The organism is Limnohabitans sp., assembly GCF_030158565.1.
Lineage (GTDB): Bacteria > Pseudomonadota > Gammaproteobacteria > Burkholderiales > Burkholderiaceae_C > Limnohabitans_A.
Genome location: NZ_JAOASQ010000063.1, coordinates 71,877 through 97,473, shown reverse-complemented (window position 1 = coordinate 97,473; position 25,597 = coordinate 71,877). Strand labels below are relative to the sequence as shown.

Genomic DNA, 25,597 nt, shown 5'->3' with positions numbered 1-25,597 from the left:
AGACTTTGAATGAAATTCACCACCCGCTTGATCGCTGCAGCCGCATTGACCACCTGTGCCTTTGGCGCGTTTGCCCAAAAAGGCGAGACCGTCAAAATCGCCTGGATTGACCCCTTGTCTGGCCTGATGGCCCCGGTCGGCAGCAACCAGCTCAAGAGCTTTCAGTTCTTTGCCGAGAAATTCAGCAAAACCAATCCAGCGGGCGTCAAGTTCGAAGTCATCGGTATCGACAACAAATTGAGCCCCGCTGAAAGCCTGAACGCGCTCAAAGCCGCCATGGACCAAGGTGTGCGTTACATCACCCAAGGCAACGGCTCTTCGGTGGCCGGTGCTCTGATCGAGGCGGTGAACAAACACAACGAGCGCAACCCCGGCAAGGAAATCATTTTCCTGAACCACTCGGCCGTGGATCCTGACTTCACCAACAGCAAGTGCAGCTACTGGCACTTCCGCTTTGATGCCGACACCTCGATGAAGATCGAAGCCATGACCACCTTCATGGCCGATCAAAAAGACATCAAGAAGGTCTACCTGTTCAATCAGAACTATTCACACGGTCACCAGGTCGCCAAGTTTGCCAAGGAAAACCTGGCCCGCAAGCGTCCTGACATCCAGATCGTGGGCGAAGACCTGCATCCATTGGCCCAGGTGCGTGACTTCTCGCCCTACATCGCCAAGATCAAGGCTTCGGGCGCTGACACCGTGATCACCGGCAACTGGGGCTCCGACTTGGCACTGCTGGTCAAGGCCGCCAACGAGGCGGGCTACAACGGCAAGTTCTACACCTACTACACCGGCGTGACCGGCACGCCCACAGCGCTGGGTCAAGGTGGTGCAGGCCGCGTCTACCAGATCGCCTACAACCACTACAACATGGGTGGCGACATCGGCAAATGGATGGCCGAGTTCAAGACCAAGTTCAACGATGACTTCTACACCGGCTCGGTCATCTCGATCTACAACGCTTTGGGTGAGGCCATGGCCAAAGCCAAATCCACTGATCCGGCCAAAGTGGCGGCGGCTCTGGAAGGCCTGAAGTACAAGAACTACAACGGTGAAGTCGAAATGCGCAAGACCGACCACCAGTTGCAGCAGCCGCTGTACATGACGGTGTGGCAAAAGGCGGACAAGAAGTACCCTTACAGCCCTGAAAACACCGGCATGACCTTGGCCCCAGTCAAGGAGTTCCCATCCTACGTGTCCAGCACACCGACCAGCTGCCAGATGAAGCGTCCCGGCTGATCGGGGTTTGGCTCGCGGGCCCGATGACCTCATCCGTTGTCGGGCCTTTTTCTTGGGTGTTCGCGCACCCGCATCACTCGGGTTGACATGACCCACTTTCGGTAACGAAGTTAGGCTCTCGCAGCCTGGAAAGTAGCAGTACCTATGGAGTTTTTCATCATCTCCATGCTCAACGGCCTCAGTTACGGGTTGTTGCTCTTCATGCTCAGCTCTGGGCTGACCTTGATTTTCAGCATGATGGGTGTGCTCAATTTTGCGCACGCCAGTTTTTACATGATCGGCGCCTATTTCGGATACACCCTGTCCGGGTGGATCGGATTTTGGCCAGCACTCGTGTTGGCACCGCTTTTTGTGGGGGCATGCGGCGCATTGTTCGAACGCGTGACCCTTCGCAAGGTGCACCCCTTTGGCCACGTGCCAGAACTGCTGGTCACCTTTGGTTTGTCTTATGTGGTGCTCGAGTTGATTCAGCTGGTGTGGGGGCGCACGGCGGTCGAATTCACGCCCCCTGAAATTTTGCGCAGCTCGGCATTCACCTTGATCACCCATTCCATCAATGGCTTGAGTCTGGTCTGGGGCGCAGCACCCGCAGATTTGTGCAACGCCACTGACGCGGCTGTTCGTGTCGTCTGTTCTCCATTTCCAGCCACGCGTGCCTTCATGATGTTGGTGGCTTTGTTGATGCTGGTGTCCTTGTGGCTTTTGCTCACACGCACCCGCATTGGCCTGGTGATTCAAGCGGCATTGACCCACCCTGAAATGGCCGAGGCGCTCGGGCACAACGTGCCGCGTGTCTTCATGCTGGTGTTTGGCGCGGGCACGGGCCTGGCTGGTCTGGCTGGCGTCATCGGTGGCAGCACCTTTGTCACTGAACCCGCCATGGCTGCTACCGTGGGCTCTGTGATCTTTGTCGTCGTCGTCGTTGGTGGTATGGGTTCTTTGTCTGGTGCGTTTTTGGCGTCGGTCTTGATTGGTGTGATCCAGACCTTTGCTGTGGCCATCGATTACTCCTTCCTGGCTTTGGCCAAGGACATGGGCTGGGCGGTTTCGGCAGCGATGCAGGACAACACCTTTGCCAAACTCACGGTGTCGCAAGTCGCGCCGATCTTGCCGTACCTGTTCCTGGTGCTGATCCTGATCTTCCGGCCCAAGGGTCTTTTGGGTACACGCGAGGGTTAAGCCATGTCTGCTGTTTACAAATTCAAACCCTACAACGTTGGCCGCTGGGTCATCTGGAGCCTGTTTGCGCTGGTCTTGATCGCTGCGCCACTGGTCTTCACCAGCAACTTGTCCACCACCATGCTGGCCCAAATGGGCATCGCCATCATTGCCTGCCTGTCCTATAACCTGTTGTTGGGTCAGGGGGGCATGCTCAGTTTTGGTCATGCGGTGTACACGGGCTTGGGCTCCTACATGGCCATCCACGCACTCAACGCGGTCAGTGCTGGCCAGTGGAACCTTCCGGTCAGCCTCTTGCCCATCATCGGCGGCGTGGCCGGCATGGGCTTTGCCATCTTGCTGGGCTATGTGACCACCCGAAAGTCGGGCACACCCTTTGCCATGATCACGCTGGGTGTGGCCGAACTGGTGTTCGCCATGTCGCTCATGTTCTCCGAGTTCTTCGGAGGCGAGGCCGGTGTGTCAGGCAACCGCGTGGCCGGTCAAGCTTTCTTTGGCATCAACTACGGCCCGCAAATTCAGGTGTATTACCTGATCGCGGCATACACCTTTGTGTGTGTGGCGCTCATGTACGCTTTCACCCAAACGCCTTTGGGCCGCATCCTGAACGCGGTGCGTGACAACCCGGAGCGGGTGGAGTTCATCGGCTACAACACCCAGCGTGTGCGTTACATCGCCTTCATCATCGCCGGTTTCTTTGCCGGTATCGCGGGCGGTCTGGGGGCACTCAACTTCGAGATCGTCACGGCCGAAGTGGTGGGGGCAGGGCGCTCGGGCGCTTATTTACTGTTCACTTTCCTGGGGGGCGCGACCTTCTTCTTTGGCCCCATCATCGGTGCCATCCTGATGGTCATCGCCTTTGTTTTGCTGTCGGAGCTGACCAAAGCCTGGCTGCTTTACCTGGGCTTGGTGTTCCTGTTCATGGTCATGTACGCCCCAGGCGGCATTGCCAGCCTGATCATGATGAACTTGCGGGTAGCCAAGTTTGGCAAGCTCAAACAGATATGGACGAGCTACCTTGGCCTGGCTTTGACGGCATTGGTCATGTTGGCCGGTGCTGGTGCCATGATCGAAATGGTCTACCACTTGCAGCTGAATTCGGCCCTCGGGGATACCGTCAAATTCATGGGCGTCAGTCTGAATGCCAAAGGACTGGACAGTTGGTTTGGCTGCGCCTTCGTCATGCTGACCGGTCTGGGCTTGTTTGAGTTGACTCGCCGACAGTACATGCTCGAATGGGGTGAAATCCAAACCGAGATCGAAAAAGAAATCAAGCGCCGGGAGACTGCAGTATGAGTACGACCTACGCACTGGAACTGAAAGACGTTCGCAAGAATTTCGGCAAGACCGAAATCATCCGTGGTGTGAACCTGGCTGTGCAGTCCGGTGAACGTGTGGCCGTGATTGGCCCCAACGGCGCGGGCAAGTCCACTTTGTTCAACCTGATCAGCGGCCGCTTTGGCCCGACCAGTGGTGACATCTTGCTCAATGGCCAGGCCATCCAGCACAAAAAGCCCTACGAAATCAACCGCATGGGTTTGTCACGCAGCTTCCAGATCACCAACATCTTTCCCAAGTTGAGTGTGTTTGAAAACCTGCGCTGTGCGGTGCTCTGGAGCCTGGGCTACAAGTACACCTTCTTCAAGTTCCTCTCGGGCCTGAAAGATGCCAACGCACGTGCTGAGCAGCTGATGGACATGATCCACCTCGACAAGAAACGCGATGTGCTGGCGATGAACCTGACCTATGCCGAGCAGCGAGCCCTTGAGATTGGGGTGACGATTGCGGGTGGTTCCGACGTGATTTTGCTGGACGAGCCCACAGCGGGCATGAGCAAGAGCGAGACCTCGCGCTTCATCCGCCTCATCAAGGAAGTCACCGTGGGCAAAACCTTGCTGACGGTGGAGCACGACATGGGCGTGGTGTTCGGCCTGGCCGACAAAATCGCCGTGGTGGTCTATGGCGAAGTGATCGCCTTTGACACGCCCGAGGCTGTGCGTGCCAACGCAAAAGTACAAGAGGCTTATCTGGGCTCCAGTGTGGCCGACAGCCAGGCGGGAGGCCACTGAGATGCTCAAAGTCGACAACCTTCACGCCTATTACGGCAAAAGCCATGTGCTCCATGGCGTCAGCTTTGGGGTGGGCCAAGGCGAAATTGTGGCCTTGCTGGGTCGCAACGGCTCTGGCCGCTCGACCACGGCCAAGGCCATCATGGGCCTGGTCGATTGCCAGGGCAGCATCGACTGGCAGGGCCAGCCCATTCAGGGCAAGAAAGCCTACGAAGTGGCGCATCTGGGCATTGGCTATGTGCCCGAAAACCGCGACATTTTCCCCAAGCTCACCGTCAGCCAGAACCTGCAGCTGGGTCAGAAATCGGGGGCCAAAAACAGCCGCTGGTCGTTTGACGACATGTACGCCATGTTCCCGCGCCTCAAGGAGCGCGAGCACACCGAGGCCGGGGTCTTGTCGGGCGGCGAGCAGCAAATGCTGACGCTTTGCCGCACCCTGATGGGCGACCCGGACCTGATCATCATCGATGAGCCCACCGAAGGCTTGGCCCCCAAGATCGTTGAGCTGGTGGGGCAATACCTGCAGCAACTCAAGAGCCGGGGCATTTCCGTGCTCTTGATCGAGCAAAAGCTCACCATCGCGATGAACATCTCGGACCGCGCCTTGGTCATGGGCCATGGCAGCATTGTGTTTGAGGGCACACCCGACGAGCTTCGCCAGAACACCTACATCCGCAAGGAGTGGCTGGAAGTTTGAGCGCCGTCCCGGTTGAGACAGTCCGGGCTGTCATTCCTCCAATCAGCCACTACAATCTTTAAAAACGAACGACCGTTCTTTTTTATTCCACGCTCCATTTCACGCAAAGGAAACCAGCATGACAGCTGAATACAAAGTCCAAGGTGATGTCGCGGTCATCACCCTGATGAACCCGCCCGTCAACGGTTTGGGTCTGTCCACCCGCATCGGCATCACCGATGGGCTGGAGAAAGCCAACAACGATGCAGCAGTCAAGGCCATCGTCATCACCGGTGGTGGCAAGGCCTTTTCGGGCGGCGCGGACATTCGTGAATTTGGCTCGCCCAAGGCGATCCAGGAACCCAATTTGCTGAGCGTCATCCGCGCTTGCGAAAACTCGGCCAAGCCGGTGGTGGCCGCCATCCACTCGGTCGCCATGGGCGGCGGTCTGGAGCTGGCTCTGGGCTGCCACTACCGCATTGCAGCGCCTGGCACCTCGATTGCCTTGCCTGAAGTCAAGCTGGGCCTGATCCCCGGCGCGGGCGGCACGCAGCGTCTGCCCCGCGTGATCGGTGTGGAAGCGGCGCTCAACATGATCGTCAGCGGCGAAGCCATCAAGAGCGAGATGCTGGCCATGTTGCCCGGCCAGAAACTGTTTGACGCGATGGCCCAATCAGCCGAAAGCCTGCCCGAAGAAGCCCTGGCGCTGGCCCGCAAAGTGGCGGCCGCCCATGCAGACGGCTCGCCGCTGCCTCTGGTGAAAAACCTGCCTTGCAAGCACCCCCAAGGCGATGCTTATTTCCAGTTCACGCGAAACATGGTCAAGGGCATGGCCAAAAACCTGCCAGCCCCAGGCAAATGCGTGGACGCGGTCGAAGCGGCCACCAAGAAGAAGTTTGAAGACGGCATGGTCTTCGAGCGCGAAATCTTCATGGCCCTGATGATGACGCCCGAATGCCGCGCACTGCGCCACATCTTCATGGCCGACCGTGCGGCCTCCAAGATCCCCGATGTGCCCGAGGACACGCCCAAGCGCGATGTCAAATCCGTGGCCGTCATCGGTGCTGGCACCATGGGCGGCGGCATCTCCATGAACTTCCTGAACGCGGGCATCCCGGTCAAGATCCTGGAGATGAAGCAGGACGCGCTGGACCGTGGCGTGGCCACCATCCGCAAGAACTACGAAGCGCAAGTCAAAAAAGGCAAGCTCAAGCAAGAAAAATACGACGAGCGCATGGCGCTCTTGTCCACCACGCTGAGCTACGACGACATCGGTCAGGCCGACCTGGTGATCGAAGCCGTGTTCGAAGAAATGGGCGTGAAGGAAGCCGTCTTCAAGAAGCTCGACGAAGTGATGAAGCCCGGCGCGATCCTGGCGTCCAACACCTCGACGCTCGACGTGAACAAGATCGCCTCCTTCACCAAGCGTCCGCAAGACGTGGTGGGCATGCACTTCTTCAGCCCCGCCAACGTCATGAAGCTGCTCGAAGTGGTGCGTGGCGCCCAAACCGGCAAGGACGTGCTGGCCACCGTGATGGCCATCGGCAAGAAGATCAAGAAGACCTCGGTGGTCTCCGGCGTGTGCGACGGCTTCATCGGCAACCGCATGATCGAGCAGTACAGCCGCCAAGCTGGTTTCCTGATCGAAGAAGGCTGCACCCCCGCGCAAGTGGACAAGGCCGTCGAGAAATTCGGTTTTGCCATGGGGCCGTTCCGCATGGGCGATTTGGCAGGCAACGACATTGGCTGGGCAATCCGCAAGCGGCGCTACACGGAAAAGCCGAACCTCAAGTACAGCAAAACCGCTGACTTGCTGTGCGAGATGGGCCGTTATGGCCAAAAGACCGGCGCAGGCTGGTACGACTACCAGGCCGGCAAGCGCGACGCGATCCCGAGCGCAGTGGTGGTCGAGATGATCGAGAAGCACCGCGCCGCGCAAGGCATCACGCCCCGCAAGATTTCCGATGACGAGATCGTGCAGCGCCTGGTGTACTCGCTGGTCAACGAGGCCTGCCACATCCTGGAAGAAGGCATTGCCAGCAAGGCCAGCGACATCGACATGGTCTACATCACCGGTTACGGCTTCCCGTTCTGGCGCGGTGGCCCCATGAACTACGCCGACACCATTGGCCTGTTCAACGTGGCCGAAGCCATGAAACGCTTTGCCAAAAATCCGCATGACGACGCCCAATTCTGGCAACCCGCGCCTTTGTTGGCACGTTTGGTGGCCGAAGGCAAGACATTCAACTGATTTTTTAAATTTTTGGCGGGACAGATCTTTAGCTCTGTCTCCCACATGAAAGGACCATCATGACGAATGCTGTCATCGTATCCACCGCCCGCACCCCTCTGGCCAAGAGCTGGAAGGGCGCTTTCAACATGACCCACGGTGCCACGCTGGGTGGCCACGCCGTGCAACACGCCGTGGCCCGCGCCGGCATTGATGCCGCCGAAGTCGAAGACGTGATCATGGGTTGCGCCACACCTGAAGGCGCCACAGGCGCCAACATCGCCCGCCAGATCGCCCTCAAGGCCGGTCTGCCGATCTCGGTGTCGGGCCTGACCGTGAACCGTTTTTGCTCGTCGGGTCTGCAAACCATTGCCTTGGCTGCGCAGCGCATCATCGCGGGCGAAGGCCAGGTCTATGTGGCCGGTGGCGTGGAAAGCATCTCCTGCGTGCAGCAAGAGATGAACACCCACATGCTGCAAGACCTGTCTTTGGCCAAGATGAAGCCCGAGATTTACTGGAACATGCTGCAAACCGCCGAGCAAGTGGCCAAGCGCTACAAGATCGGCCGCGACGTGATGGACGCGTATGGCGCGGCCAGCCAGCAAAAAGCCTGCGCTGCGCAAGCTGCTGGCCTTTTCAACGACGAGATCGCGCCCATCACCGTGACGCAAGGCGTGATTGACAAGGTCATGGGCATGACCACCAAACAAGTGACCGTGAGCGTGGACGAAGGTCTGCGCGAAGGCACCACCGTGGAAGCCATCAGCGGCTTGCGCTCGGCTTTGCCTGGTGGTTTGGTGTCGGCGGGCAACGCCAGCCAGTTCTCGGACGGCGCAGGCGCTTGCGTGCTGATGGACGAAAAGCTGGCCGAGCAACGCGGCATGAAGCCCCTGGGCCGATTCCTCGGTTTTGCCGTGGCCGGTTGCGAGCCTGACGAAATGGGCATTGGCCCCGTGTACGCCGTGCCCAAAGCGCTGGCGCGTCTGGGTCTTACCGTGAACGACATCGACCTGTGGGAACTCAACGAAGCGTTTGCCGTGCAGGTGCTGTACTGCCGCGACAAGCTGGGCATTCCGGCAGATCGCCTGAACGTCAACGGCGGCGCGATCGCGGTGGGCCACCCCTACGGCGTGTCGGGCCAGCGCCTGACAGGTCACGCCCTGATCGAAGGCAAACGCCGTGGCGCCAAGCGCGTGGCGGTGACCATGTGCATTGGCGGCGGCATGGGCGCTTGCGGCATTTTTGAAGTGCTGTGAACGTGACCGGCATCGGCTGTCGCCTGGATGGCTGATCCGAACAGGGGCAAGAGGCATGATGCTTCTTGCCCTTTTTCATTTGGAAGAGATGAACTGACATGAGCCTGCGCCCCACCGTTGATTTTTTGCTCCACGACTGGTTGAAAGTCGAATGCCTGCAAAGCCGCGAGCGTTTTGCCGACCACAGTCGCGAAACCTTTGATGCGGTGCTCGATACCTGCGAGCGCATTGCGCGTGAGAAGTACGCGCCGTTCAACCGCCTGGTCGACACGCAAGAGCCTCATTTCGATGGCGAAAAAGTCACGCTGCCGCAAGCCACGCACGAGGCCTACAAAGCCTATGCCGAGTCGGGCATGTTGAGTGCCGCGCAAGACTACGAAGTGGGCGGCATGCAGCTGCCCTACACGGTCGAAGCCGCAGCCAACGCCTTTTTTGCGATGGCCTCGGTCAGCATCGGCTCGGGCATGCTCACCAGCGGCAACGCCAATTTGCTCATGGTGCACGGCACCGAGTTGCAAAAGCAGGTCTTTGCCTTGAACGAATTCAGTGGCCGTTTCTCCGGCACCATGTGCCTATCCGAGCCGCAAGCGGGCTCGTCGCTGAGCGACGTGATGACCCGCGCCACGCCCGATGGGGCCGACTTCGAAGCCGATGCTTTGGGCGCACGCTACCGCCTCAAGGGCAACAAGATGTGGATTTCGTCGGGCGAGCACGAACTCTCCGAGAACATCATCCATTTGGTGCTGGCCAAGATCCCCGACAGCTCAGGCCAACTGGTGCCGGGCGTCAAAGGCATTTCGCTGTTCATCGTGCCCAAAAAGATGGTTGGCGTGGATGGGCAGTTGACCGGCGAGCGCAACGATGTGGCGCTGGCGGGCCTGAACCACAAGTGCGGCTGGCGCGGCACCACCAACACGCTGCTGAACTTTGGCGAGGGCAAGTACCCGGTCAGAGGTGATACAGGTGGGGGCCTGGACGGCGCTGTAGGCTACCTCGTCGGCAAGCCTGGCGAAGGCCTGCGCTGCATGTTCCACATGATGAACGAAGCCCGCATCGGCGTGGGCATGGCCGCCACCATGCTGGGCATGGCCGGTTATTACGCCAGCCTCGACTACGCCAAAAACCGCCCACAAGGCCGGCCCACCGGGGCAGGGGGCAAGGATGCGAGCCAGCCCCAGGTGCGCATCATCGAACACGCCGACATCAAGCGCATGCTGCTGGCTCAAAAAGCCTACAGCGAAGGCGCTTTGGCACTGGCTTTTTACAGCGCCCGCTTGGTCGACGAGCAGCACACCGGCACCGCCGAAGACGCCGATGTGGCGCGCCTGCTGCTGGAAGTGCTGACGCCCATCGTCAAGAGCTTCCCCAGCGAATGGTGTCTCGAAGCCAACAGTCTGGCCATCCAGATCCACGGCGGCTATGGCTACACGCGTGACTTCCCGGTCGAGCAGTACTGGCGCGACAACCGCCTGAACATGATCCACGAGGGAACGCACGGCATCCAGGCCATGGACCTGCTGGGCCGCAAGGTGCTGATGGAAAACGGACGCGGCCTGCAACTGCTCGCCGAGCGCATGCTGGCCACGGCCACCAAAGCCGAATCGGCTTGGGGACCGGAAGCGGCGGCCTTGCGCGATGCATTGAAACAAATCGGCCAAGCCACCCAGCAAGCCTGGGCCGGTGCCGAGCCCGCACAGGCCCTGGCCAATGCCGTGCCCTATTTGCAGGCCTTTGGCCACACGGTGATCGCCTGGATCTGGCTCGACGTGGCCAGCAGCCTGGGCGATGACAACAGCCCGGCAGCCCAAGGCCGCCGCGCCGCTTGCCGCTATTTCTTCCGTTATGAATTGCCCAAGATCGGCGCTTGGCTCAACGTGGTCAAAAGCCGCGACCCCACTTGCGCCGACTTGCACGAGGAGGCTTTCTGATGATCCGACACATCGTGATGTGGAACCTGCAAGACCATGCCGCAGGGGCCGACAAAGCCACCAACCTCGTCAAAGCCAAAGCTTTGCTCTTGTCGTGCGCCCAGGTGGTGCCCGGCATTCAGACTTTTGAAGTGGCCACGGCCACACCCGGCATGGACTGCACCAACGATCTGGTGCTGCACATGCTGGTCGATGACGCGCAGGTGCTAGCGGCTTACCAAAATCACCCTGATCATGTGGCCATCAAGCCTTTCATGAAGTCGGTGGTCAAAGAACGACGCTGCATGGATTACACGGTCTGAATTCACATTCCATTTTCAAAGGAGCCCCGACATGGCACGCACAGTCCAACAACTTTTTGATTTGACCGGCCAAGTGGCCTTGGTCACCGGCGGCTCGCGCGGCCTGGGCCTGCAAATGGCCCATGCGCTGGGTGAGGCGGGCGCCAAGATCATGCTCAGCTCACGCAAAGCAGCCGATCTGGAAGAGGCCGCCGCCGAGTTGCAAGCTGCAGGCATCGACGCCCGCTGGATCGCTGCCGATTGTGGCAAAGAAGAAGACATTCGCCGTCTGGCGGCAGAGACCATCGAACGCATGGGCCCGATCGACATCCTGGTCAACAACGCCGGTGCCAGCTGGGGCGCGCCCGCCGAAGAGCACCCGGTCGAGGCCTGGGACAAGGTCATGAACCTGAACGTGCGCGGCTATTTCATCTTGTCGCAGGAAGTGGCCAAGCGCTGCATGATCCCGCGCAAAAAAGGCCGCATCCTGAACGTGGCCTCCATTGCGGGTTTGGCTGGCAACCCGTCCGAGATGAAGACGATTGCCTACAACACCTCCAAAGGTGCGGTGGTCAACTTCACCCGAGCACTGGCAGGTGAGTGGGGCGAGCATGGCATCACTGTCAACGCGATTTGTCCCGGCTTTTTCCCCAGCAAGATGACCTATGGCCTGTTGGAAAAATTGGGCGCAGACAACATGGCCAAAGGCGCACCGCTGCGCCGATTGGGCGATGACGAAGACCTCAAAGGCTTGGCCTTGCTTTACGCCTCGGACGCAGGCAAGCACATCACAGGCCAATGGATGGCGGTGGATGGTGGCGTGAGCGCCATCATCGGCGGCTGATGCGAAAGTCCTTGAGCATGAGCATCCCTTTCGGCGCCAAGATTCCCTTCGTTGACCATTTGGGTTTCTCTCTGGAGAAATTTGAAGGCGGCGAGTCCGAGCTGCATTTCGCGCCACGACCCGAACATCTCAATTCATTCGATGTCACGCACGGCGGTGCGGTCATGACTTTTCTGGATGTGATCATGGCCACTGCTGCGCGCAGCGTAGACCCAGAAATGGGCGTGGTCACCATCGAGATGAAAACCACCTTCATGCGCCCCGCCAAAGTGCCCGCCGGACAAGCGCTGGTGGGCAAAGGCCACTTGCAACACCGCACCCGCAGCATGGCCTTCACCGAGGGCAGTGTGTTCGATGCCCAAGGGCAGCTGTGCGCCCACGCCACCGGCACCTTCAAATACGTGAGCCGCCGCCAATCCCCTTCGCCTTCCACCGATTAACGCTTTCAAATTCACTGGAGACACACATGCCCATCAACCACCGCATCGTTCTGGACAACCGCCCGCAAGGCGAAGCCACTGTGAACAACTTCAAAATGGTCGAGCTGCCATTGCCCGAACTCAAAGACGGTCAAGTGCTGGTTTGCCACCATTACCTGAGCCTGGACCCCTACATGCGTGGCCGCATGAACGAGAGTAAGAGCTATGCCGTGCCCCAGCCCTTGGGCGAAGTCATGATTGGCGGCACCGTGGGTGAGGTGGTGGACAGCCGTCATCCCAAATTCAAAGCTGGTGACTCGGTGGTCGGCATGGGCGGCTGGCAGGAGTACAGCGTGGTCGATGCCAACGTGATCGGCGCCCTGCGCAAGGTAGACACCACCCATGTGCCGCTGTCGCACTACTTGGGCGCGGTGGGCATGCCCGGCGTGACCGCCTGGTATGGCTTGGTCAAGATCATCAACCCCAAAGCTGGCGAAACCGTGACCGTGAGCGCCGCCAGCGGTGCGGTGGGCAGCGCTTACGGCGCGCTGGCCAAGGCACGTGGTTGTCGCGTGGTGGGCATCGCGGGTGGCAAAGACAAATGCGACTACGTGGTCAAGGAGCTGGGCTTTGACGCCTGCATCGACTACAAGGAACACAAGGACTACATCTCATTGTCCAAAGCCCTGCGCGAAGCTTGCCCGAACGGCATTGACGGCCACTTTGAAAACGTGGGCGGCATGGTGCTCGACGCCGTGATGCTGCGTACCAACGCGTTTGCACGCATCGCCGTGTGCGGCATGATCGCTGGCTACGATGGCGCGCCGCTGCCCATGAGCAACCCGGCGCTGATCCTCATCAACCGCATGAAGATCGAAGGCTTCATCGTCAGCGAGCACATGGAAGTCTGGCCCGAGGCCCTGCAAGAGTTGGGCACCTTGGTGGGCACCGGCAAGCTGCGCCCCCGCGAAACGGTCGCGCAAGGCCTGGCTGCTGCGCCTGAGGCTTTCCTCGGTCTGCTCAAGGGTAAAAACTTCGGCAAACAACTGGTCAAGCTGATCTGAGGCGAGCCACATGTCCGAGCTGATCCTCCACCATTACCCGACCTCGCCGTTTGCCGAAAAGGTCCGTCTGATTCTGGGCCACAAGCAGTTGGCCTGGAAAAGCGTGTTCATCCCGATGATCATGCCCAAGCCCGATCTGACGGCGCTCACGGGCGGTTACCGCAAAACCCCGGTGCTCCAGATCGGCGCGGACATTTACTGCGACACCGCGCTCATTTGCGACGTGCTGGAGCACATGGCGCCCAAGCCCACGATCTACCCTGAAGCCGTCAAAGGCGCGGCGCGCATCGTGGCGCAGTGGGCCGACAGTGCCTTGTTCACCGCAGTCATGGCGTATAACTTTCAGCCCGCTGGCGTGGCGCAGGTCTTTGCGGGCGCACCGGCTGAGGTCGTGCAGGCCTTTGTGGCCGACCGCGCCGCCATGCGCAGTGGCGCTGCGCGCATGTCCTCCACCGATGCCGCCGCCACTTACAAAAGCTACCTGCGCCGCATTGCCAACATGCTGCATGGGCAAGACTTTTTGTTCGGTGCCCAGCCTTGCGTGGCCGACTTTGCGGCTTACCACCCGCTGTGGTTCACGCAAGAACGCACGCCAGCTTTGGCGGGCATTCTGGATGCGACGCCCGAAGTCAAAAGCTGGATGGTCCGCATGAAGGCCATTGGCCACGGCACGCCCAGCAAATGCAGCGCAGAAGAAGCCTTGCAAACCGCCCGCAGTTCAACACCTGCGGTAGTGCAGGGCGAGGTCTTCCAGGACGAGCACGGCATCGCGCTGGGCAGTCAAGTGGTGATCGCTGCCGACAACTTTGGTCTTGAGCCGACCGAAGGTGAGCTGATCGCCGCCACCCGCACCCGTTACACCTTGCGCCGCAGCGATGAGCGTGCGGGCACGGTTCATGTTCATTTCCCGCGCGTCGGGTTCACACTCAAAAAGGCAGCCGCATGATCGACAACTTTCAAGGCAAAACCGCCGTGCTGACCGGCGCAGGCTCGGGCTTCGGGCTGGAATGCGCCCGCATTGGCGCCAAGCTGGGCATGAACCTGGTGTTGGTCGATGTGCAGCAAGACGCGCTGGACAAGGCCGAAGCTGAAATGAAGGCCCAAGGCGTTCAGGTGCTGGCCCGCAAGGTCGATGTGTCCAACGCCCAGGCCATGGAACAGCTGGCCGCCGATGTGAAGCAGCGCTTTGGCGCACCACATTTCGTGTTCAACAATGCGGGCGTGGGGGCAGGGGGCTTGGTCTGGGAAAACTCGGTGGCCGACTGGGAATGGGTGCTGGGCGTCAACCTCTGGGGCGTGGTGCACGGCGTGCGCCTGTTCACCCCCATGATGCTCGAAGCCGCCAAGGCCGATCCGGCTTACCGTGGCCACATCGTCAACACCGCCAGCATGGCGGGTTTGCTGACGCCGCCCAACATGGGCATCTACAACGTCAGCAAACATGCGGTGGTGTCCCTGACCGAAACCCTGTACCAGGACTTGCAGTTGGTGAGCGACCAGGTCAGCGCCAGTGTCCTGTGTCCTTATTTTGTGGCCACAGGCATCAGCCAAAGCGAACGTAATCGTCCATCTGCACTGGCTGCGGACAAGCCAACGGCCAGTCAATTGATAGGTCAGGCGCAAACCGACAAGGCGGTAGGCAGTGGCAAGGTCTCAGCCCAGGATGTGGCCCAGAAGGTGTTTGACGCGGTGGCCTCGGGCCAGTTTTATATCTACAGCCACCCACATGCTTTGGGCAATGTGCAAAGCCGCATGGAAGCCATTGTGCAGGGACTTAACCCACCTGACCCGTTTGAGGCTCGCCCTGATGTAGGCGAAAAATTGCGCGCAGCCTTACGAGCTTCTTGAGCTCGGGTGCCGGGCGATCTACAAATCGCCCAGCTCAGCTTCACTTGCTGAACCTGGCTGGTTCACTGGACCATTCGCGCTCATCGCGGCTGTTGGTCAAGTTCCACAAGGTCTGTGCTTTGTTCAGGCGCGCACCGCCATCCCTGATCAGCGGTTGCCAGGTGAAGCTCATGGTTTGGGTTGACCACGCCGTCAGGAAAGCATCAAAGGGAATCGAAAAGAACACACCTTTGTCAAAGCTGCCTTCACCAAAACTTGCAGAGGACACATTGGTTTTGGTCACCCAAGCCCCCATCCTGGTCCCATTTTTGAAGCGTCTTGAGACTTCCAATGTGGCACCTTTGTCGCCAGCCAAATACTGACCGACCATCAGCTTGGCTTCGACCCCTTTCCATCGCGTGTCCCAATACGCGGTGATGTGACCACTGTTGACACGGTAATCCCGCAAACTGAAGCGCTGGTCAAAATCTCTTTGGGCCAACTTGTTCATGTCGGCGCCAAGAGCCAACTGGCTCCCTGCAGGTCGCCACATGACCTCTGCACCCACGCCTGCAAACATCGACTCCAACGCGCCGGCATAAACCAAGCTGTACACGCTGTCACCCCATTGGTTCAATTGGTTGAGCTGAGCGTTGGGCAAGGTGACGCGTTGCTTGGTCAAGTACTCACGCACCAGTGTTCTGACCCGCGGCAAGTCACTTTGTGCGGTGTAGTGGTACTTCTCATAGTTGTCGACCAAGCGGGCCTTCAATGTACCCTGGACCCAGGCGCCTTTCCACAAAGGCCATTGCCCCTCTGTGGTCGCATTCAGCGAATACAAATAACCATCGGGGCCACCCAGATGTTGCTGGTAACCCAGTCCCATGCTGGCTGAGGGTTTTCTGTTGGATGATTCTGCGGTTGGTGTCAGATCGGTTGGTGCGTGTACAGAAGCATGGCTGGGCGATTGTCCCCGCCATGCATAACGGGTGTCAGCCCAAGTGCCCCTGTCGATCAATCGACTGCTGACTGGAACTCCTTGCTGCATCAAAACAAAACGTACTGAACGGACATGTGCGGGCGCCGTTTCATGCACAACGCTCATGCCGCGATCAATTCGCTCAGGTAATGAAAAGCCTTGCACATTGTCAAGTTCAACGATCCAAGTGTTTTCTTCCTGACGCAGATCACGAACAAGCCAACCCGTTTGGGCCTCAATGGCACCTGCCACAGCAGGACTTGGCGTCAATGCAGCGGAAGATGTCCCCATCACAGAGGGGGAAAAATGAGAAGGCGCTATTTGCGCTGCTCGTTTGACTGGCCAAGCGGCTGGTTCGCTGCGTTTGGACTGCGTGAGTTTGGTCAGATCGGTGCTCAATGAGAGCCCCAGCATCCACTGTTTGCCGCGCTCGTAGCCCACGCTCAGGCTCAACGGACCGTTTTGCCATGCAAGACCCCAATTCAATGGTGAGCGAGCACCGCCCACGTCATTGTTGGAAGGTTCGTTTTTGTAGTTGTTGCCGTCGACTTCAACTTTCACGACCAATTGCGGGATGGGTGTTTGCCATTGGACGCCGCCGAACAGCGCTGTTCGTCCCGTGAACAGAGGAGAAAGTTGGGCAGTTCCGCCTGAGCCAACAGTGCTGTTTTGTCTTGTTGTGAACCTTTGGCCCAGAAAACCCAATGGATTGCCCAAGTTGCCACGTGAGCCTAGATAGCCCCAGCCAAGGCCCATGCTCACATCCAAGTTTTGCCAGCGCTTCGAAGCGACCAAATACTCTCCTGCAAAAAGACCTGTACCACCCAGGTCACGCAAGCCTACTGCCAATGCGGGACGAGAGGCCGTTTCTTCGAGCATGCGCCATTTGATTTCTGATGACTTGTCCTTGTATGACTGATTTCCAGCGATGTCAGGGCCGTAGAGCCGATTGGCGATGTCGGTGTATCTGAAACCCAGTTCCAGACTGTCAAATGGACTGATGGCCAAAGTGGTGTGGGTGTAAGGCCAGACTCGGTTGGCTGTTAACGCGACATGCCCAGCACTGGGTGATCTGGCTGTTGCGGTTTGAAGCAAACCTGTCACACCCCAATCATTGGCGAAAATTGCCAAGTCTTTGGGCTCGTTGGCGGACGTGCTCGGAAGTGGCGCCATAGGTTCCGCCCCTTGAGCCAAACCCTGAGTGGACATGATTTTGGCGATACGCTCACTCAAGTCATGCGAAGCGATGACTGGGGGAACCCAAAGCCACGCGCCAGGTGCTGGCGCTTCTTGTGCGTGTTGATTCCAAGTGCCGACACCCAATCGGGTAACTTGCCCATCTGGCTGGATCAGCCAAGCGGTGTCGACTTCGGAATCCATGCCACAGGCACGGAAGTAATCGATGGCCCAGGTGGCCGATTTCACAGGAACATCGCAAGATTGCGAATCTGCATTGATGACTCGCACGCGGTCTGTACGACCTGCGATGAGCAGGCTATCACCCTCACTGATGACGGGCTCCAGGTGACTGTGCGCTTGCATGAGCCAAGGATCCTGCAACAACAAGGGCTTACGACCGGTGATCGGCATGGCAGACAACAGTGCTGTCAACTTGTCCAGCTGAGGTGCTGCATCGGTGTTGCCCGCGGCAAGTTTTGCCAGTTCATTGACCAATTGTTTCTTGTCGGATGACTGTTTGTTTGCCTCCAAAGTATTGAGCCACATTGTCCCTGGCCAATACATCGATTCGGCAAGCGCGGTGTGGTTTTGCGTCAGCCATGCGCCAAGCCTCAATCCGGCGGGCGGAGACAGTTTGACAGACGTGGATGCCGTGAGCTGTTTAGCGTCTTGCGCATTGGCAAGCACTGGCGCCACAAAAATCAGTGCACCAACACACGGCAAAAAAAAATACTTCATAAAAGAGGATCAGAGGCTTTGGCCGGCCATGTTTGCCAACGCAAACACCATTGAGCACTCATGCAACGGTGTCCAGCTGTAATTTGGTTGCTGCTGTTCAAACCATACAAAGCGGTGCGCTCACCTGTATTTGAATCAACCTCTTCCTGCCAGCGCAGAGCAAGAGAATGGTCAACCCAAGCCATGGCTTGCTCGCTTGCAGGTAAAACTTTTTGGTCGACGGTACGCATCACCCCCATGCGATAGCCGGGTTGAGCATCGCTCGTTTGCGTGAGCCGCGTGATTGATGAACCAGGGGGCGGCGAGGTGACGATGGATTCCGAAATCAATTGCCAGTGTCGGCGAGGCTCGGATACCCCGACAAGCTTGCCATTGACGAGACGAATGATCACGCCGTCTGAACTGACCCAGACACTGGCCTGTCCGAGTCTGTGGGGTTCATTGCCAATCCAGACCATGAGGGCTTCTTGGCCGTCTGTTTCCACCAGCAGGTAACGGTAATCAGGTTGAAGTGCTGTTTTTCGCACATCCGATCGGCTGGGCATGACTTCGTCTTTCAGAGTCATGAACCCAGCTTTCATGCCAGAACTGCAACCTGACAAGAACAGACTTGCTAAAACAGCCAATCCGGTCTTGATCAGGTGCATCTTGAATACTTCAGGAATCAATCAACGAGTGGTGCCTGTAGTGCCAGTTGTGCCGGTATCACCGTTGTTGTGGACCAAAATTGCGCCAACGGCCAACACACCGGCAACGCCCAGCGCTTCTTTCCAACCCAATGAACCCTGAGCTGCACCAATGGCCGCTGAAACAGGTGCTGGTGCAACTGGTGCCACGACAGCAGCAGGTGCTGTGGCGACTGTTGCCGCAGGCACGTTAGCAGCAGGTGCAACGGCTGCTTTCATCGCCACAGGTGTCTGTGGGATGGGGCGTGGCATGTTGGCGGCAAAACGGTTGTCGCATTGCTTCATGGTTGCACGAACTGGCTGGCCCATTTTGTTGAAATAAACGTTCACAGGCATGTCTGGGCTGTAAGGCACATATTTACCTTGCAAAGACTGCGAGACACCATTTTGACCAGCCTTGGGACCGAGACCGATTTCGCAAGCGCCGCGCTTGTAGTCGTTGGCTTGGTAGCTCATTGATTTCACGGTGTCTTGTGGAATCACCAAATCTTTCAAGGTCATCACCTGGGTGCGGGTTTCACCGGCACGCAGTACTGCAGGTTTTTTGGTGAAAGGCTGATAAAACTTGGCAGTGCCAGCGTTCACAGCGGCATCGCATTCGGCGAGCGTGTCATAGCCAACGTTGCCATGGCTGTCTTTGACCATGCCGGCAAATGCGCCTTGGCTTGCCAACAGGGATGCCAACAAAGCGCTGGCAGCAAAATAGTTTTGATTGGACATGATGATCTCCTGAGGATGTTCTAGAACCAATTCATTCTAGCTCTAAAAAAAATGAAATAGATGCTAAAGAAATTTTTCAGATGTAAATATTGTTTGAAAGTTCTCTTGCCTCTCAATGAAAGTGGCCTTCAAAACAGTGGCGAACTTCATGTCCCAGAGCCACATGAGATGTGCGGGTACCCGTGACCACTGTGCATTCTTTGAGCGGGGTGTTCCAGATCGCGCACGCAACAGGCGGTGTCAGGAACGCTTGTTCCTTGCCCATGCCCTTGGCCTTGGCACAAAAATCGGCTACATCGTCACGCACCTCCCAACTGACCTTCACCTGATTCAGAATGCGTTTGCTTGGGATGGCCGGACTGAACTGCGCATACTCTTCCATGGGGAGTGTGTTGCAGCCTGTGGTCAGGATGATCAGGCTGCTGATGCCCAACAGGCGCGCCAGAGCACCGGACTTGGTGGCTTTCATGTTCATTCCTCCGCTCAGTTGCTTTTTGCAACTTGAATTGTCAATATTGATAATTAATGTAAATAAGCGGACTTAAACAGTCAATACCAACCAAATCGACAACTGTTAAATTTTTAGCATCTAATTATTATTTTTCTGGAATTTCAATCGAAAATTTGTAACTGAGGGCTGAAAACAAGCCTGCAGTGGGCTCCAGGAGTCGACAGGGGCACTGTGGCAAACTTGCCCGCTTCGTCTCTCTTTACCGAATTGCGCATGCAGAAAATCCTGGCCCAACTGGCCGCAGAAATCCGTATACGGCCTGATCAGGTCAACACCGCCGTTGAGCTGCTTGATGGCGGTGCCACTGTCCCCTTCATCGCCCGTTACCGCAAGGAAGTGACCGGTGGCCTGGACGACATCCAGCTGCGCGAACTGGAAGCACGACTGGACTATCTGCGTGAGCTGGAAGACCGCCGCGCTGCCGTGATCAAGAGCATCCAGGAGCAGGGCAAGCTGACCCCAGAACTGCTCGCCGCCATCGAGGCCGCGCCCACCAAGCAGGAACTCGAAGACATTTACCTGCCCTACAAACCCAAGCGCCGCACCAAGGGCATGATCGCCCGCGAAGCAGGGCTGGAGCCGCTGGCCGACAAGCTGTTTGCCGATCCCACGCTCGACCCGCATGCCGAAGCTGCCAACTTTGTGCTGGCTGCAGGCGCGATTGAAGGCGCCGACTTCACCACCACAGCGGCCGTACTGGACGGTGTTCGTGACCTGCTGAGTGAGCGCTGGGCCGAAGACGCCTCGCTGGTGCAAGCCCTGCGCGAATGGCTGTGGAACGAAGGCCTCTTCAAAAGCAAGCTGGCCGACGGCAAGGACGAGAACAACGCCGACGTGGCCAAGTTCCGCGATTACTTTGACTACGACGAGCCGATTGGCCGCGTGCCTTCTCACCGTGCATTGGCGGTATTCCGTGGCCGTGCATTGGAAATGCTGGACGCTAAATTGGTTCTCCCGGTCGAGCCCGAACCCGGCAAACCCAGCATCGCCGAAGGCAAGATCGCCATGCACCTGGGCTGGAGCCATGCGGCCCGCCCCTCGGACGACCTGATCCGCAAATGCGTGGCCTGGACCTGGCGCGTGAAACTCAGCCTGTCCACCGAGCGCGACCTGTTTGCCCGCCTGCGCGAAGAAGCCGAAAAAGTCGCCATCAAAGTGTTCAGCGACAACCTGCGCGACCTGCTGTTGGCCGCGCCTGCGGGTCCCCGTGTGGTCATGGGCCTGGACCCGGGCATCCGCACCGGCGTGAAAGTCGCTGTGGTCGATGCCACCGGCAAGCTGGTGGACACATCGACCGTGTACCCGCACGAGCCGCGCAAGGACTGGGAGGGTTCACTCTTCACCCTGGCCAAGCTCTGCGAAAAGCACAACGTCAACCTGATCGCCATTGGCAACGGCACCGCCAGCCGCGAGACCGACAAATTGGCCGGAGATCTGATCAAGCAGCTGGCCCGCCTGCGGGATGGCCTTGAGATCCAGAAGGTGGTGGTCAGTGAAGCGGGTGCGTCGGTGTACTCGGCCAGCGAATTCGCAAGCCAAGAAATGCCCGATGTGGACGTGAGCCTGCGCGGTGCGGCCTCCATTGCCCGCCGCCTGCAAGATCCACTGTCTGAATTGGTCAAGATCGACCCCAAAGCGATTGGCGTGGGCCAGTACCAGCACGATGTGAACCAAAGCGAGCTGGCCAAAACTTTGGACGCGGTGGTCGAAGACTGCGTGAACTCGGTGGGCGTGGACCTGAACACGGCAAGCGTTCCCTTGCTCACCCGCGTGTCGGGCCTGTCGGGCAGCGTGGCCAAGGCCGTGGTGCGCTGGCGCGATGCCAATGGCGTGTTCAAAACGCGGCAAGATTTGCTCAAAGTCACTGGCCTCGGGGCCAAAACCTTCGAGCAAAGCGCGGGCTTTTTGCGCATTCGCGGCGGCGACAACCCGCTCGACATGACGGGCGTGCACCCCGAAACCTACCCGGTGGTCGAGCAGATCATTGTCAAAACCGGCAAGCCGATTCAGGAGATCATGGGCCGCAGCGATGTGCTCAAAACCCTCAAGCCCGAGCTGTTTGCCAACGACAAATTTGGCGCGATCACCATCAAGGACATCTTGGGCGAGCTGGAAAAACCCGGCCGCGACCCGCGCCCCGACTTCAAGGTGGCCCGCCTGGCCGATGGCGTGGAAGACATCAAAGACCTGAAAGAAGGCATGACCTTGGAGGGCACTGTGAGCAACGTGGCCCAGTTCGGCGCGTTTGTCGATTTGGGCGTGCAACAGGATGGCCTGGTGCATGTGAGCCAGCTGGCGAATAAGTTCGTGAGCGACGCCCGCGAGGTGGTCAAGACCGGCGACATCGTCAAAGTGAAGGTGCTCGAAGTTGACGTGGCCCGCAAGCGCATCAGCCTGACCATGAAGCTGGACGCAGCACCTGCTAGGCGCGATGGCCCGCGTGACAACAAGTTTGAAGGGGCAGGGCGCGACAACCGGCAGCGTGGCGGTGGCGGCTACACCTCCCCACCAGCCGCTGGCTCGGGTTCGGCCATGGCCAGCGCCTTTGCCAAGCTGCAGGGCCTGAAAAAATGAGCCCGCTGGACTGCCACGCTGCGCTCGCAGTGACATATCGACTTGTCATCGCGAGGAGCGCAGCGACGCGGCGATCCAGTGTGAACACCTGATCCCATGCAAGCCCTCCACATCCACGCTGGCCCCAAGGCCTTGGCCCATATCCGAGAACACGGCTTGCGGCCCGAGCACATTGGGGTGATTCCGGGCGCAGCGGGCGGCCCCAAAGGGCTGATCCTCGGGGCGCTGGACCGCTTCATCTTTGGAGAGTGGTTGGCCCAGAGCCAGCAGCCAGTGGACTTGGTGGGCGCGTCGATTGGGGCGTGGCGCATGTCGACCGCCTGCCTGAACGACCCCGTGAGTGCCTTCGAGCGCCTGGAGCACGATTACATCCACCAGCACTACGAACCTTTGCCGGGGCAAAAGCGTGTGACTGCACAGCAGGTCAGCGAGGCCTTTGGCCACAGCCTCCAAGCCTTTTACGGCGGGCGTATCCAAGAGGCGCTGAGCCACCCACGCTACCGCTTGCACATCGTCACCTCGCGCGGGCAGCACGTCTTGCACCGCGAACACCTCTTGGCCACGCCCTTGGGTTACGCCGGGGCTTATCTGAGCAACGCCGTGAGCCGCCGTGCCCTGGGCGCTTGGCTGGAGCGGGTGGTGTTCTCTGCGCAGAGCGCCGCCTTGCCCTTTGACACGCAAGACTTCCGCACCCGCGCCGTGGCCCTGACCGAAGGCAATTTCATGCTCGCGTTGCAAGCGAGTTGCTCGATCCCGTTCGCGCTCAAAGCCGTGCACGACATCCCCGGTGCACCCGCTGGCGCGTATTGGGACGGCGGCATCACCGACTACCACCTGCACCTGAACTGGTCAGCCCCTACCGATGGCCCCGAACGCGCCATCGTGCTGTACCCGCACTTTCAGCAAAACGTGGTGCCCGGCTGGCTCGACAAAGCGCTCAAGTGGCGCCATGGCGCGACGGCCTTCTTGGACAACACCATCGTCCTGGCCCCCAACCCCGAATGGGTGAAAACCTTGCCCAATGGCAAGCTGCCCGACCGCAAGGATTTCATGAGCTACGACCGCGATTTGGCGGGGCGGGTTAAGGTGTGGACGGCTGCAGCCAAGGCCAGCGAGCAGTTGGCCGATGAATTTGACCAGTGGTTGGCACAGCCCGACCTGGCCCGACTGCAGCCCTTGTGATCAGGCTGGGATAATCCCTTCATGAATTCCGCGACCCCGTACCTCACCGCCGCCCTCTACAAATTCGTCGACCTGCCCGACTTCGTCGACTTGCAAGCGCCTTTGCAAGCCTGTTGCGAGGCCAACGATGTGAAGGGCACGCTGCTGTTGGCCCACGAAGGCATCAACGGCACGATTGCCGGCCCTGAGGCTGGCATCCGTGCCGTGCTGGCTTTTTTGCACGCCGACCCGCGCCTGGCCACGTTGCAACACAAAGAATCCTGGAGCCCCAAGCCCCCGTTCACTCGCATGAAGGTCAAGCTCAAAAAAGAGATCGTCACCTTGCGCGTGCCCGAGTTGGACCCGAACAAAACTGTGGGCCAGTACGTCAAACCCGCCGACTGGAACGCCTTGCTGGCCGACCCGAACGTGGTGGTCATCGACACGCGCAACGACTACGAGGTGGCCATTGGCACCTTCAAGGGCGCGGTCAACCCGAACATCAAGACCTTTGTGCAGCTACCCGCCTGGCTGGACGCGCAGGAAAACCTGCAAGGCGAAGCCGCCAAAAAGACCAAAGTGGCCATGTTCTGCACCGGTGGCATCCGCTGCGAAAAATCCACCGCGCTCATGAAAATGCGCGGCTTTGAAGAGGTCTACCACCTCGAAGGCGGCATCCTCAAATACCTCGAAGAAATCCCGCCCGAGCAAAGCACCTGGGAAGGCGATTGCTTTGTGTTCGACGAACGCGTGAGCGTGGGCCATGGCTTGGGTGTCGGCCACCACGAGCTGTGCCGCTCTTGCCGCTGGCCATTGAGCGCGCAAGACAAGCAGTCACCGCATTACGTGTTGGGCGTGAGCTGCGCACACTGTCACGACCAGCGCACCCCTGAGCAAAAAGAAAAATTGGCCGAACGCCAGCGCCAAGTGGAATTGGCCGAGGCGCGGGGCGGGGTGCATGTGGGGGCCAAGATGCCCGCGCACGACTGACACAGGCGTCAGGCATGGCCAGCTCCAAGGAGTTCATCGAGTTTCTGCACGAGGTCTTCGAGTCTTTCGGTCCGATCCAGGCCAAGCGCATGTTTGGCGGCTACGGCATTTACCACGATGGTTTGATGTTTGGCCTGGTGATCGACAACCAGCTGTACCTCAAGAGCGACGCGGAAAACCTGGCTTTTTTTGAGGCCGAGGGCCTGGGGCCATTCATCTACAACATGAAGGGCAAAGCGGTTCAGCTGTCCTACCACCAGGGCCCCGAAGCCATGCTCGATGAACGCGAGCTGGCTGCGCAGTGGGCCAGGCGATCATGGGATGCCGCTTTGCGTGCCCAAGCTGCCAAAATGCAGCAAGCCGAGCGTGCCAAGGCACGCCAGCGCAGCCGTCGCGCCTGAGACCCAAAGCATTAACGTCTGCTCACAACTGCCTACGGCCCAGTGCGTGAGTGCAGCGCTTTGGCCGCAAAAATAGCGGCCCATGTTCTGCCCCCGCGCACAGGTGATGCCTTGAATGATTTGCCCCATGTTTTTAGTGCCGCCCCTTGGCGGCAAGCCACTGCTTATCTGGCCACTGCCCTGGCCTTGCTCGGTATGAGTGCCTGTGAACCGACTTCAGCGGGACCACGCCCCCAGCAAACGCCTGTGGTCGGGGCCGATGCCGACGCACACGGCTGCAAGGGCTCGGCAGGCTATGTGTGGTCCGATGCGCAGCAGCGCTGCATGCGTTTGTTTGAAGAGGCCTTGTCTTTTGACCCCTATGTGGACAACCCGGATCAAACGCTCAAAGCCTTTGTCGTGCTGGGCCCCGATACCACCCAAGCTCAGAAAGCCGAACTGTTTTTGCCTCAATCACCCAAGCCTCTGCCGCTGGAAGTGGTCAAAACGCCCGAAGGCGACATCCGTCCCACCGTGCTGCGCAATTCGGCCGAGCAGATCGAAGTCGTCCGCGTCAAAGACATGTATGTGCTGTCCATCAAGGGGCAAGTCAAATTCACCCATGACGCGCTGATCGACAGCCCTCTGGGCAAAATTTGATCGC

At 59.0% G+C, this 25,597-nt stretch carries 23 protein-coding genes; 19 read left to right on the top strand and 4 right to left on the bottom strand.

All coding sequences use genetic code 11. The features are described 5' to 3' along the window. Positions 1-9 precede the first annotated feature (9 nt). The 14 genes from Q1W40_RS13490 (at position 10) to Q1W40_RS13425 (ending at position 15,036) form a co-directional block, all read left to right on the top strand. Positions 10-1,242, top strand: coding sequence for a branched-chain amino acid ABC transporter substrate-binding protein (locus Q1W40_RS13490; protein ID WP_300712928.1), 1,233 nt, complete (start codon positions 10-12; stop codon positions 1,240-1,242). A gap of 144 nt (positions 1,243-1,386) precedes the next feature. Further along, positions 1,387-2,421 (top strand): branched-chain amino acid ABC transporter permease, encoded by a 1,035-nt coding sequence (locus tag Q1W40_RS13485; RefSeq protein ID WP_300712926.1) that lies wholly within the window; start codon positions 1,387-1,389, stop codon positions 2,419-2,421. A gap of 3 nt (positions 2,422-2,424) precedes the next feature. Further along, the gene (locus Q1W40_RS13480; RefSeq protein ID WP_300712924.1) at positions 2,425-3,717 is read left to right on the top strand and encodes a branched-chain amino acid ABC transporter permease; all 1,293 of its coding nucleotides are present in this window, start codon (positions 2,425-2,427) and stop codon (positions 3,715-3,717) included. Then, a complete protein-coding gene (locus Q1W40_RS13475; RefSeq protein ID WP_300712922.1) occupies positions 3,714-4,490 on the top strand; it encodes an ABC transporter ATP-binding protein in 777 nt (258 codons plus the stop codon). The genes Q1W40_RS13480 and Q1W40_RS13475 overlap by 4 nt, the downstream gene beginning before the upstream one ends. 1 nt (position 4,491) lies before the next feature. Further along, positions 4,492-5,187, top strand: coding sequence for an ABC transporter ATP-binding protein (locus Q1W40_RS13470; protein ID WP_300712920.1), 696 nt, complete (start codon positions 4,492-4,494; stop codon positions 5,185-5,187). Positions 5,188-5,305: 118 nt separating this feature from the next. Next, positions 5,306-7,417, top strand: a complete 2,112-nt coding sequence (locus tag Q1W40_RS13465; protein ID WP_300712918.1) for a 3-hydroxyacyl-CoA dehydrogenase NAD-binding domain-containing protein — start codon at positions 5,306-5,308, stop codon at positions 7,415-7,417. A gap of 59 nt (positions 7,418-7,476) precedes the next feature. Continuing rightward, positions 7,477-8,652: an acetyl-CoA C-acyltransferase gene (locus tag Q1W40_RS13460; RefSeq protein WP_300712916.1), complete on the top strand. Its 1,176-nt coding sequence runs from the start codon at positions 7,477-7,479 to the stop codon at positions 8,650-8,652. 98 nt (positions 8,653-8,750) lie between these two features. Beyond that, positions 8,751-10,580, top strand: a complete 1,830-nt coding sequence (locus tag Q1W40_RS13455; protein WP_300712914.1) for an acyl-CoA dehydrogenase — start codon at positions 8,751-8,753, stop codon at positions 10,578-10,580. Continuing rightward, entirely contained in the window at positions 10,580-10,882 is a 303-nt protein-coding gene (locus tag Q1W40_RS13450) for a Dabb family protein (RefSeq protein WP_300712912.1), read from the top strand. The genes Q1W40_RS13455 and Q1W40_RS13450 overlap by 1 nt, the downstream gene beginning before the upstream one ends. A 31-nt stretch (positions 10,883-10,913) precedes the next feature. Further along, complete coding sequence (locus Q1W40_RS13445) at positions 10,914-11,705, top strand: SDR family oxidoreductase (RefSeq protein ID WP_300712910.1); 792 nt, start codon at positions 10,914-10,916, stop codon at positions 11,703-11,705. 17 nt (positions 11,706-11,722) lie between these two features. After that, the gene (locus Q1W40_RS13440) at positions 11,723-12,145 is read left to right on the top strand and encodes a PaaI family thioesterase (protein WP_300712908.1); all 423 of its coding nucleotides are present in this window, start codon (positions 11,723-11,725) and stop codon (positions 12,143-12,145) included. A 26-nt stretch (positions 12,146-12,171) separates the two neighbouring features. After that, on the top strand, positions 12,172-13,188 hold the full coding sequence (locus tag Q1W40_RS13435; RefSeq protein WP_300712905.1) for an NADP-dependent oxidoreductase: 1,017 nt from the start codon (positions 12,172-12,174) through the stop codon (positions 13,186-13,188). A 10-nt stretch (positions 13,189-13,198) separates the two neighbouring features. After that, on the top strand, positions 13,199-14,134 hold the full coding sequence (locus tag Q1W40_RS13430) for a glutathione S-transferase family protein (RefSeq protein ID WP_300712903.1): 936 nt from the start codon (positions 13,199-13,201) through the stop codon (positions 14,132-14,134). Next, entirely contained in the window at positions 14,131-15,036 is a 906-nt protein-coding gene (locus Q1W40_RS13425; RefSeq protein ID WP_300712901.1) for an SDR family oxidoreductase, read from the top strand. The genes Q1W40_RS13430 and Q1W40_RS13425 overlap by 4 nt, the downstream gene beginning before the upstream one ends. Before the next feature lie 40 nt (positions 15,037-15,076). Here the strand turns inward: Q1W40_RS13425 and Q1W40_RS13420 are convergent, their stop codons facing one another. From Q1W40_RS13420 to Q1W40_RS13405, 4 genes are all read right to left on the bottom strand, one after another. After that, positions 15,077-17,911 (bottom strand): YjbH domain-containing protein, encoded by a 2,835-nt coding sequence (locus Q1W40_RS13420; protein ID WP_300712899.1) that lies wholly within the window; start codon positions 17,909-17,911, stop codon positions 15,077-15,079. Continuing rightward, complete coding sequence (locus tag Q1W40_RS13415) at positions 17,908-18,558, bottom strand: hypothetical protein (protein WP_300712897.1); 651 nt, start codon at positions 18,556-18,558, stop codon at positions 17,908-17,910. Before Q1W40_RS13415 ends, Q1W40_RS13420 begins: the two co-directional genes overlap by 4 nt. A 21-nt stretch (positions 18,559-18,579) precedes the next feature. Further along, a complete protein-coding gene (locus Q1W40_RS13410; protein WP_300712895.1) occupies positions 18,580-19,317 on the bottom strand; it encodes a hypothetical protein in 738 nt (245 codons plus the stop codon). 112 nt (positions 19,318-19,429) lie between these two features. After that, positions 19,430-19,786 carry a hypothetical protein gene (locus tag Q1W40_RS13405; protein ID WP_300712893.1) on the bottom strand — a complete coding sequence of 119 codons (357 nt, stop codon included), beginning with the start codon at positions 19,784-19,786 and terminating at the stop codon, positions 19,430-19,432. 255 nt (positions 19,787-20,041) lie between these two features. On the opposite strand from Q1W40_RS13405, the gene Q1W40_RS13400 reads away from it, so the two are divergent. The 5 genes from Q1W40_RS13400 (at position 20,042) to Q1W40_RS13380 (ending at position 25,593) form a co-directional block, all read left to right on the top strand. Next, positions 20,042-22,402, top strand: coding sequence for a Tex family protein (locus tag Q1W40_RS13400; protein WP_300712892.1), 2,361 nt, complete (start codon positions 20,042-20,044; stop codon positions 22,400-22,402). A 96-nt stretch (positions 22,403-22,498) separates the two neighbouring features. Beyond that, entirely contained in the window at positions 22,499-23,584 is a 1,086-nt protein-coding gene (locus Q1W40_RS13395) for a phospholipase (RefSeq protein ID WP_300712891.1), read from the top strand. Positions 23,585-23,605: 21 nt separating this feature from the next. Further along, complete coding sequence (locus Q1W40_RS13390; RefSeq protein WP_300712889.1) at positions 23,606-24,553, top strand: rhodanese-related sulfurtransferase; 948 nt, start codon at positions 23,606-23,608, stop codon at positions 24,551-24,553. A 14-nt stretch (positions 24,554-24,567) separates the two neighbouring features. Beyond that, positions 24,568-24,954 carry a TfoX/Sxy family protein gene (locus Q1W40_RS13385; RefSeq protein WP_300712887.1) on the top strand — a complete coding sequence of 129 codons (387 nt, stop codon included), beginning with the start codon at positions 24,568-24,570 and terminating at the stop codon, positions 24,952-24,954. A 111-nt stretch (positions 24,955-25,065) separates the two neighbouring features. Continuing rightward, positions 25,066-25,593 (top strand): hypothetical protein, encoded by a 528-nt coding sequence (locus tag Q1W40_RS13380; protein ID WP_300712885.1) that lies wholly within the window; start codon positions 25,066-25,068, stop codon positions 25,591-25,593. Positions 25,594-25,597 lie beyond the last annotated feature (4 nt).

Coding starts and splice junctions, on each gene's coding strand:
- Q1W40_RS13465 (WP_300712918.1), top strand. CDS start 5,306: ATGACAGCTGAATACAAAGTCCAAGGTGATGTCGCGGTCATCACCCTG.
- Q1W40_RS13430 (WP_300712903.1), top strand. CDS start 13,199: ATGTCCGAGCTGATCCTCCACCATTACCCGACCTCGCCGTTTGCCGAA.
- Q1W40_RS13470 (WP_300712920.1), top strand. CDS start 4,492: ATGCTCAAAGTCGACAACCTTCACGCCTATTACGGCAAAAGCCATGTG.
- Q1W40_RS13385 (WP_300712887.1), top strand. CDS start 24,568: ATGGCCAGCTCCAAGGAGTTCATCGAGTTTCTGCACGAGGTCTTCGAG.
- Q1W40_RS13440 (WP_300712908.1), top strand. CDS start 11,723: ATGAGCATCCCTTTCGGCGCCAAGATTCCCTTCGTTGACCATTTGGGT.
- Q1W40_RS13455 (WP_300712914.1), top strand. CDS start 8,751: ATGAGCCTGCGCCCCACCGTTGATTTTTTGCTCCACGACTGGTTGAAA.
- Q1W40_RS13390 (WP_300712889.1), top strand. CDS start 23,606: ATGAATTCCGCGACCCCGTACCTCACCGCCGCCCTCTACAAATTCGTC.
- Q1W40_RS13400 (WP_300712892.1), top strand. CDS start 20,042: ATGCAGAAAATCCTGGCCCAACTGGCCGCAGAAATCCGTATACGGCCT.
- Q1W40_RS13475 (WP_300712922.1), top strand. CDS start 3,714: ATGAGTACGACCTACGCACTGGAACTGAAAGACGTTCGCAAGAATTTC.
- Q1W40_RS13410 (WP_300712895.1), bottom strand. CDS start 19,317: ATGTCCAATCAAAACTATTTTGCTGCCAGCGCTTTGTTGGCATCCCTG.
- Q1W40_RS13415 (WP_300712897.1), bottom strand. CDS start 18,558: ATGCACCTGATCAAGACCGGATTGGCTGTTTTAGCAAGTCTGTTCTTG.
- Q1W40_RS13485 (WP_300712926.1), top strand. CDS start 1,387: ATGGAGTTTTTCATCATCTCCATGCTCAACGGCCTCAGTTACGGGTTG.
- Q1W40_RS13445 (WP_300712910.1), top strand. CDS start 10,914: ATGGCACGCACAGTCCAACAACTTTTTGATTTGACCGGCCAAGTGGCC.
- Q1W40_RS13450 (WP_300712912.1), top strand. CDS start 10,580: ATGATCCGACACATCGTGATGTGGAACCTGCAAGACCATGCCGCAGGG.
- Q1W40_RS13435 (WP_300712905.1), top strand. CDS start 12,172: ATGCCCATCAACCACCGCATCGTTCTGGACAACCGCCCGCAAGGCGAA.
- Q1W40_RS13460 (WP_300712916.1), top strand. CDS start 7,477: ATGACGAATGCTGTCATCGTATCCACCGCCCGCACCCCTCTGGCCAAG.
- Q1W40_RS13420 (WP_300712899.1), bottom strand. CDS start 17,911: ATGAAGTATTTTTTTTTGCCGTGTGTTGGTGCACTGATTTTTGTGGCG.
- Q1W40_RS13425 (WP_300712901.1), top strand. CDS start 14,131: ATGATCGACAACTTTCAAGGCAAAACCGCCGTGCTGACCGGCGCAGGC.
- Q1W40_RS13490 (WP_300712928.1), top strand. CDS start 10: ATGAAATTCACCACCCGCTTGATCGCTGCAGCCGCATTGACCACCTGT.
- Q1W40_RS13395 (WP_300712891.1), top strand. CDS start 22,499: ATGCAAGCCCTCCACATCCACGCTGGCCCCAAGGCCTTGGCCCATATC.
- Q1W40_RS13480 (WP_300712924.1), top strand. CDS start 2,425: ATGTCTGCTGTTTACAAATTCAAACCCTACAACGTTGGCCGCTGGGTC.
- Q1W40_RS13405 (WP_300712893.1), bottom strand. CDS start 19,786: ATGAAAGCCACCAAGTCCGGTGCTCTGGCGCGCCTGTTGGGCATCAGC.